This window comes from Colwellia sp. (assembly GCF_013215345.1).
Classification (GTDB): Bacteria; Pseudomonadota; Gammaproteobacteria; order Enterobacterales; family Alteromonadaceae; genus Colwellia.
In genome coordinates, this window is the sequence record NZ_JABSOV010000180.1 from 1 (window position 1) to 5,130 (window position 5,130).

6 protein-coding genes are annotated in these 5,130 nt (G+C 39.6%); 1 reads left to right on the forward strand and 5 read right to left on the reverse strand.

Annotation, left to right across the window (positions count from 1 at the left end):
- Together HRT50_RS17470 and HRT50_RS17475 are read right to left on the reverse strand one after the other, a co-directional pair.
- On the reverse strand, window positions 1-755 hold a 755-nt coding region (locus HRT50_RS17470), incomplete at its 3' end, for a gamma-glutamyltransferase (protein ID WP_291616878.1).
- Window positions 745-1,467 carry a tRNA-uridine aminocarboxypropyltransferase gene (locus HRT50_RS17475; RefSeq protein ID WP_291616880.1) on the reverse strand — a complete coding sequence of 241 codons (723 nt, stop codon included), beginning with the start codon at window positions 1,465-1,467 and terminating at the stop codon, window positions 745-747. The genes HRT50_RS17475 and HRT50_RS17470, both read right to left, overlap by 11 nt.
- A 124-nt stretch (window positions 1,468-1,591) precedes the next feature.
- On the opposite strand from HRT50_RS17475, the gene rrtA reads away from it, so the two are divergent.
- Window positions 1,592-2,233, forward strand: a complete 642-nt coding sequence (gene rrtA, locus HRT50_RS17480; protein WP_291616882.1) for a rhombosortase — start codon at window positions 1,592-1,594, stop codon at window positions 2,231-2,233.
- A 90-nt stretch (window positions 2,234-2,323) separates the two neighbouring features.
- Here rrtA and galE read toward each other — a convergent pair whose 3' ends face one another.
- The 3 genes from galE to cysC form a co-directional block, all read right to left on the reverse strand.
- Window positions 2,324-3,346: a UDP-glucose 4-epimerase GalE gene (gene galE / locus HRT50_RS17485; RefSeq protein WP_291616884.1), complete on the reverse strand. Its 1,023-nt coding sequence runs from the start codon at window positions 3,344-3,346 to the stop codon at window positions 2,324-2,326.
- A gap of 135 nt (window positions 3,347-3,481) precedes the next feature.
- Complete coding sequence (locus tag HRT50_RS17490; protein ID WP_291616886.1) at window positions 3,482-4,492, reverse strand: DHH family phosphoesterase; 1,011 nt, start codon at window positions 4,490-4,492, stop codon at window positions 3,482-3,484.
- A 26-nt stretch (window positions 4,493-4,518) separates the two neighbouring features.
- The coding region (gene cysC / locus HRT50_RS17495) for an adenylyl-sulfate kinase (RefSeq protein WP_291616888.1) at window positions 4,519-5,130 on the reverse strand (612 nt) is incomplete at its 5' end.

Sequence of the window (5,130 nt, forward strand, 5' to 3'; positions counted from 1 at the left end):
ATCCAACCCTGATAGAAAACCCCAACACCGTCTTTAGCAATGCTGCGTAAGGCTTTAGCGAGTTTAGGGTTTTTTAAAGTATCTCCGGCTTTTATACCAATACCATTTGGCGAAAAATACTGCTTTATTTCCGGTAAAATATGTATACCCGGGTTGAAATTCATCCCTAGTAATTTTTCTAAACGCGCTGAGACAATAAAGCCTTGTTCAGCTAACTCAATTGCAGGCTGAAATAATGTCTGCCACGGCAAGACGCCAAACTGCTGATGAGCTTTGTTAAGTGCGGCAAGTAAACCTGGCACACCAACCGACTTACCACCAACAACAGCTTCAGACCAATTTAATGGTTTACCTTGATCAGTTAAAAACAAAGCACTGGTCGCTTGTTTTGGTGCGGTTTCTCTACCATCATAAGTGGTTAATTGTTGCTTTTTATTATGCCAATGCAGCATAAAGGTACCACCACCTAAGCCTGAGGATTGTGGCTCAACTAAGCTCAACACTAGCTGCGCCGCAATAGCAGCATCAACTGCGCTGCCACCTTTATCAAGCATCGCCAAACCCGCTTTACTTGCATAGGGATTAGCAGCAACCACCATATATTGCTGAGCAGAAACCGCTTTTTTTTGATTAAAACCAGTTGCGGCTTCAGGCTCACGAATTTCACGTTTGGCTTGCGCTGCTTGGCTTAGTAAAAGCTGAGCAACAATCAATGTTACTGTAGAAAGTCGTAATAAAAACAAATTATGAATCATCAAGTTTCCTCAAAAGGGGTTTATGCTCAGGTCTAAAAGATAATTGGAACTGATTGAATTGTTGAAATTTTTCCAGTAGTAGTTGATATTTCCCCGCATGTTCAGGGCTAATCGGCAAACAGTCTTGTTCATCCTGCTCTAAAATGGCTAAAGCATAACAGCTTGCTTCTAAACTAGATAAGGCATTTTTTTTAGCGACTTTTCGAATATGATATTGTCCTGCATTCGCCAGACGATCTGGCAGGCACACTTGTGGTAGTTGTTGTAACTTTGTTGACAACATAAACATGCGATAGGCTTTTTTCCAAGTGGCATCGAGAATAACCAGACAAAGCGGCTTGCTCTTATCCTCTGTACTCACTTGAAGGTTATGGTGAGTATCAAGCATATATTGAGTGTTAGACAGACAATTACGCAATTTTATTATTACGTATTCATCAAGAAAAAGTGCTTGCTCACTTGGATAGAGCAATACTGCCTGATACTGCGCCATGACTTGTAAAAACCCTTGCTCATCATCAAAACTTTCCCCCACCAGTACTTGGCATTTACGGAGTGATTTAGCTAATAAGGCAACAGTGCCTTTAGTGTGTGATACTTCATTAGGGTGTTGTAAAATAACAAGGTGGATATCATTGGCGATATCCGCAGTAAAAGCACAGATACAAGCTTTTTCAGGCCGATGACAGTTTGGACAAAGTGTTCGAGACATAGAATATTTAAATAAAACACAATAAATGAAGCGGTCATTGTATACTTTATTAGTTTTATATAAATCCATATCTTATAAATAACAGATAAATATACAATAATATTAACCATTAGCTTTTAACAACATGCCATTAACCTTTAAAAATCTGCCTTTCTCTAAGCAGCACAGCCTGCTAGTTATCTGCGTCGCCTTTTTAGCTATCGTGGCTTTTTTGTTTAATGATGCCCTGAGTAACTTATTAGTTTACCAGCATAAATTAATCAGCCAAGGTGAGCTATGGCGCACTTTTACTGGCCACTTCTTGCATACCAATGGTATTCATCTGCTGTTGAATTTGGCGGCATTAATTTTGTTGTGGGCGTTGCATGGCCATTTCTATAGTCTAAAAAATTACAGCATGCTGTTTATCAGCTCGGCGTTAATTTGCAGTGCTGGTTTATACTTTTTATCCCCTGACATTGGTCAATATGTTGGTCTATCGGGTGTCTTGCACGGTATTTTCATTTTCGGCGCCATCATGGATATCCGTGATAAAGATAAAACCGGTTACCTATTATTTATCTGCCTCTGGCTAAAAATAGCCCATGAGCAATTTTACGGTGCCAGTGAAGAGGTGTCTGCCTTAATTGATGCTAGTGTGGCGATTGATGCGCATTTATGGGGCGCTATCGGTGGTTTGTTCTTTAGCTGTTGCTATTTATTGGTGAATAAAAAGAAAGCTCCTGCCATTGACAAAAACAATGATATGTCCAATAAAAAAGACTAATAAAAAGGTTAATAAAAAAGACCAAGCGCCTAAGCTGTTGGTCTTTCGTTATTATTGTTATAAATTTTTAACTAATAGCCTGTTTAATTATTAAAAGCCATTAGGGTTTTCAGACTGCCAGCGCCAAGTATCTTGGATCATAGCAGTTAAGTCGAGTTTGGCCTGCCAACCTAATAATTCATTGGCTAATGAGGCATCGGCATAGACAGTGGCTAAGTCGCCTGCTCTGCGCGGCACTATTTGATAAGGAATTGCTTGCTGACTAATTTCCTTGAAAGTATTCACTATTTCTAAGACTGAAGTACCTTTGCCGGTACCTAAGTTTATCGCCCGACAACCGATTACCGTGCCCTTATCATGAGCTAAGCTTTCTAGTGCTTTTACATGGCCCTGGGCTAAATCGACTACATGAATATAGTCACGCACGCCAGTTCCATCTTGGGTATCATAGTCATCGCCAAAAACTTGTAGTTGAGCTAAACGCCCCACTGCCACTTGGGCAACATAAGGTAATAAATTATTAGGGATTCCATTTGGATTTTCACCAATTAAGCCCGATTGATGAGCACCAATGGGATTAAAATAACGCAAACAAGCAATTGACCAAGCCTTATCACTTTTGGCTAAATCAAAGAGGATATTTTCCACCATTAACTTAGTTTGACCATAAGGATTAGTCGCTGAGGTTGCCATGGTTTCATTTAAAGGAGAAACGTTATTGCCATACACTGTCGCTGAAGAGCTAAACACTAAGTTTTTAACATTATGATTAGCCATCACTTGCAATAAAACTAAGGTACCAGAGACATTATTTTGATAGTAAGCCAGTGGAATTTCATTAGACTCGCCCACTGCTTTATAGCCAGCAAAGTGGATAACCGCTTCAATATTGTGGTCATTAAAAACTTGCTCTAGCGCGGCTTCATCACAGATATCCGCTTTAATAAAAGTAACGGTTTTATTGGTGATTATTTCAATACGCTCAAGCACTTTAGTTGAAGAGTTTGATAAATTATCGACGATAACAATATCTTGCTCATTTGTACTTTGCAGTAACTCTACAACGGTATGGCTACCAATATAACCGGTACCACCTGTGATTAATAAACTCATGGTATTCCTATTCTTTTTATTTACTTGTTAAAATAGCTTACTGAAATAGCCTGTAGAATTAACTTAATAAAAACTATTAAAACAGCTCAAACTGATAATAACTATTTTAACGCTTAGTTTCTAACTTTGATACTTTTAATGCTGATAATAGCTGGCAACCTGTTTAATGAATTTATCTAAGCGACTTTTCGGTAAAGCATTAACACCAGCAGCTGCGGCTCTACCGCCGCCAGTCGGGAACTGAGCACAAATATCACCAGCACCTTGCTTATTATTTAATGGTGCCCGCAAACTTACCGTATAACTTTGCTCGTTTTCTGTACGGGTATCAGTGCCAGTAATAGCTTTAGCTTGATTAAGGGTAATAACAATATGGGCTTTACCCGGTGCTTCATTGGCTAGCGCATTACCAAAAACGCCACTAACTCGCCTCGCCCAAGGAGCATCATCAAGGATAATGGTTTTCACAAGATTACTATCAGTTAATACTTTCGCTGCTTGAGCTTGTTCCATATCCGCTAAATACGCGGTTTTTAATTGACTAAAAATAGAGTTCTCTTCGGCAATTAAAACAAAAGGGTCAGGATAATGAGTTAATAAGGTAAATAGCTCGGCCGGATGAAAATGTAAATCACTAAGCTCTTGTCCGTAGCCGTTGTAATTGATATAAGTACCTAGCTCATTAAGTTGTGCTTGCTGTAACTCTGATAAACCGACTTGTTTCGCTAAAACATTGGCACTAGCGTGCATATTATCACCATAAGCAGCTGTTATTGCCCAGTTTACATGGGCACCTTTTAGGTAGTCATTGATCAATAAACTGGTACAGGTATTGGCATCGGTATCAAGTATGCTAGTTAACAAAGCTGACTGGGGGATATCACCGGTTCTATGATGATCAACATAAAATACCGGCACTTGTGCGGCAAGTAGTTGTTGTAACGCTTTACTATTTTTCTCTAATGATATATCTAACACGGTCACCGAAGTGGCTGTTGTGCTATCTACCTGCTGCAATAAATTAATATCACGCTTAACACCGGTGATCAGCTGACAAGGCGCTTGCTCAGTTTGACCTTGAGCTAAACGTATTTGTAATAAAGCAATGATACCATCAGCATCACCATTAAAAACATCATAATGCATGGACGTGATTTTCCTTTTAGGACAGCTTAGCTAAAATTATCTACGCTAATGAAATTATGCTCGATTAAGTAACCAACAATTTGTTCTGCACATTGCTCAATAGATTGCTCTGCCGTTTTGACATGAATTTGCGGCGCAATCGGCACATCATAGGTTGAGTCTATGCCAGTAAAGTCTTTAATTTCCCCTGCGCGAGCCTTTTTATATAAACCTTTAGGGTCACGCTGCTCACAAACACTTATCGGCGTATCGATATAAACCTCAATAAACTCCCCCGCTTCAAGCTTAGCTTTAGCTAACGCTCTATCACTGGCAAAAGGTGAAATAAAAGCAGTTGAAACAATCAGGCCTGCATCAAGGAATAACTTGGCGACTTCGGAAATTCTGCGAATGTTCTCAATGCGCGCCTCATCACTGAAACCTAAATCACCATTAAGACCATGACGGACATTGTCACCATCAAGTAAATAGCTATGACAGGCAAATTTATACAATAAAGCATCAACCGCATTAGCCACGGTAGATTTACCTGAGCCACTTAAACCGGTATACCAAAGTAACGCTGGCTTTTGTTTCTTTAAAGCCGAGCGCTGCAATTTACTAATGTGTTGGTCATGCCAAACGGTGTTTTGGGTTTG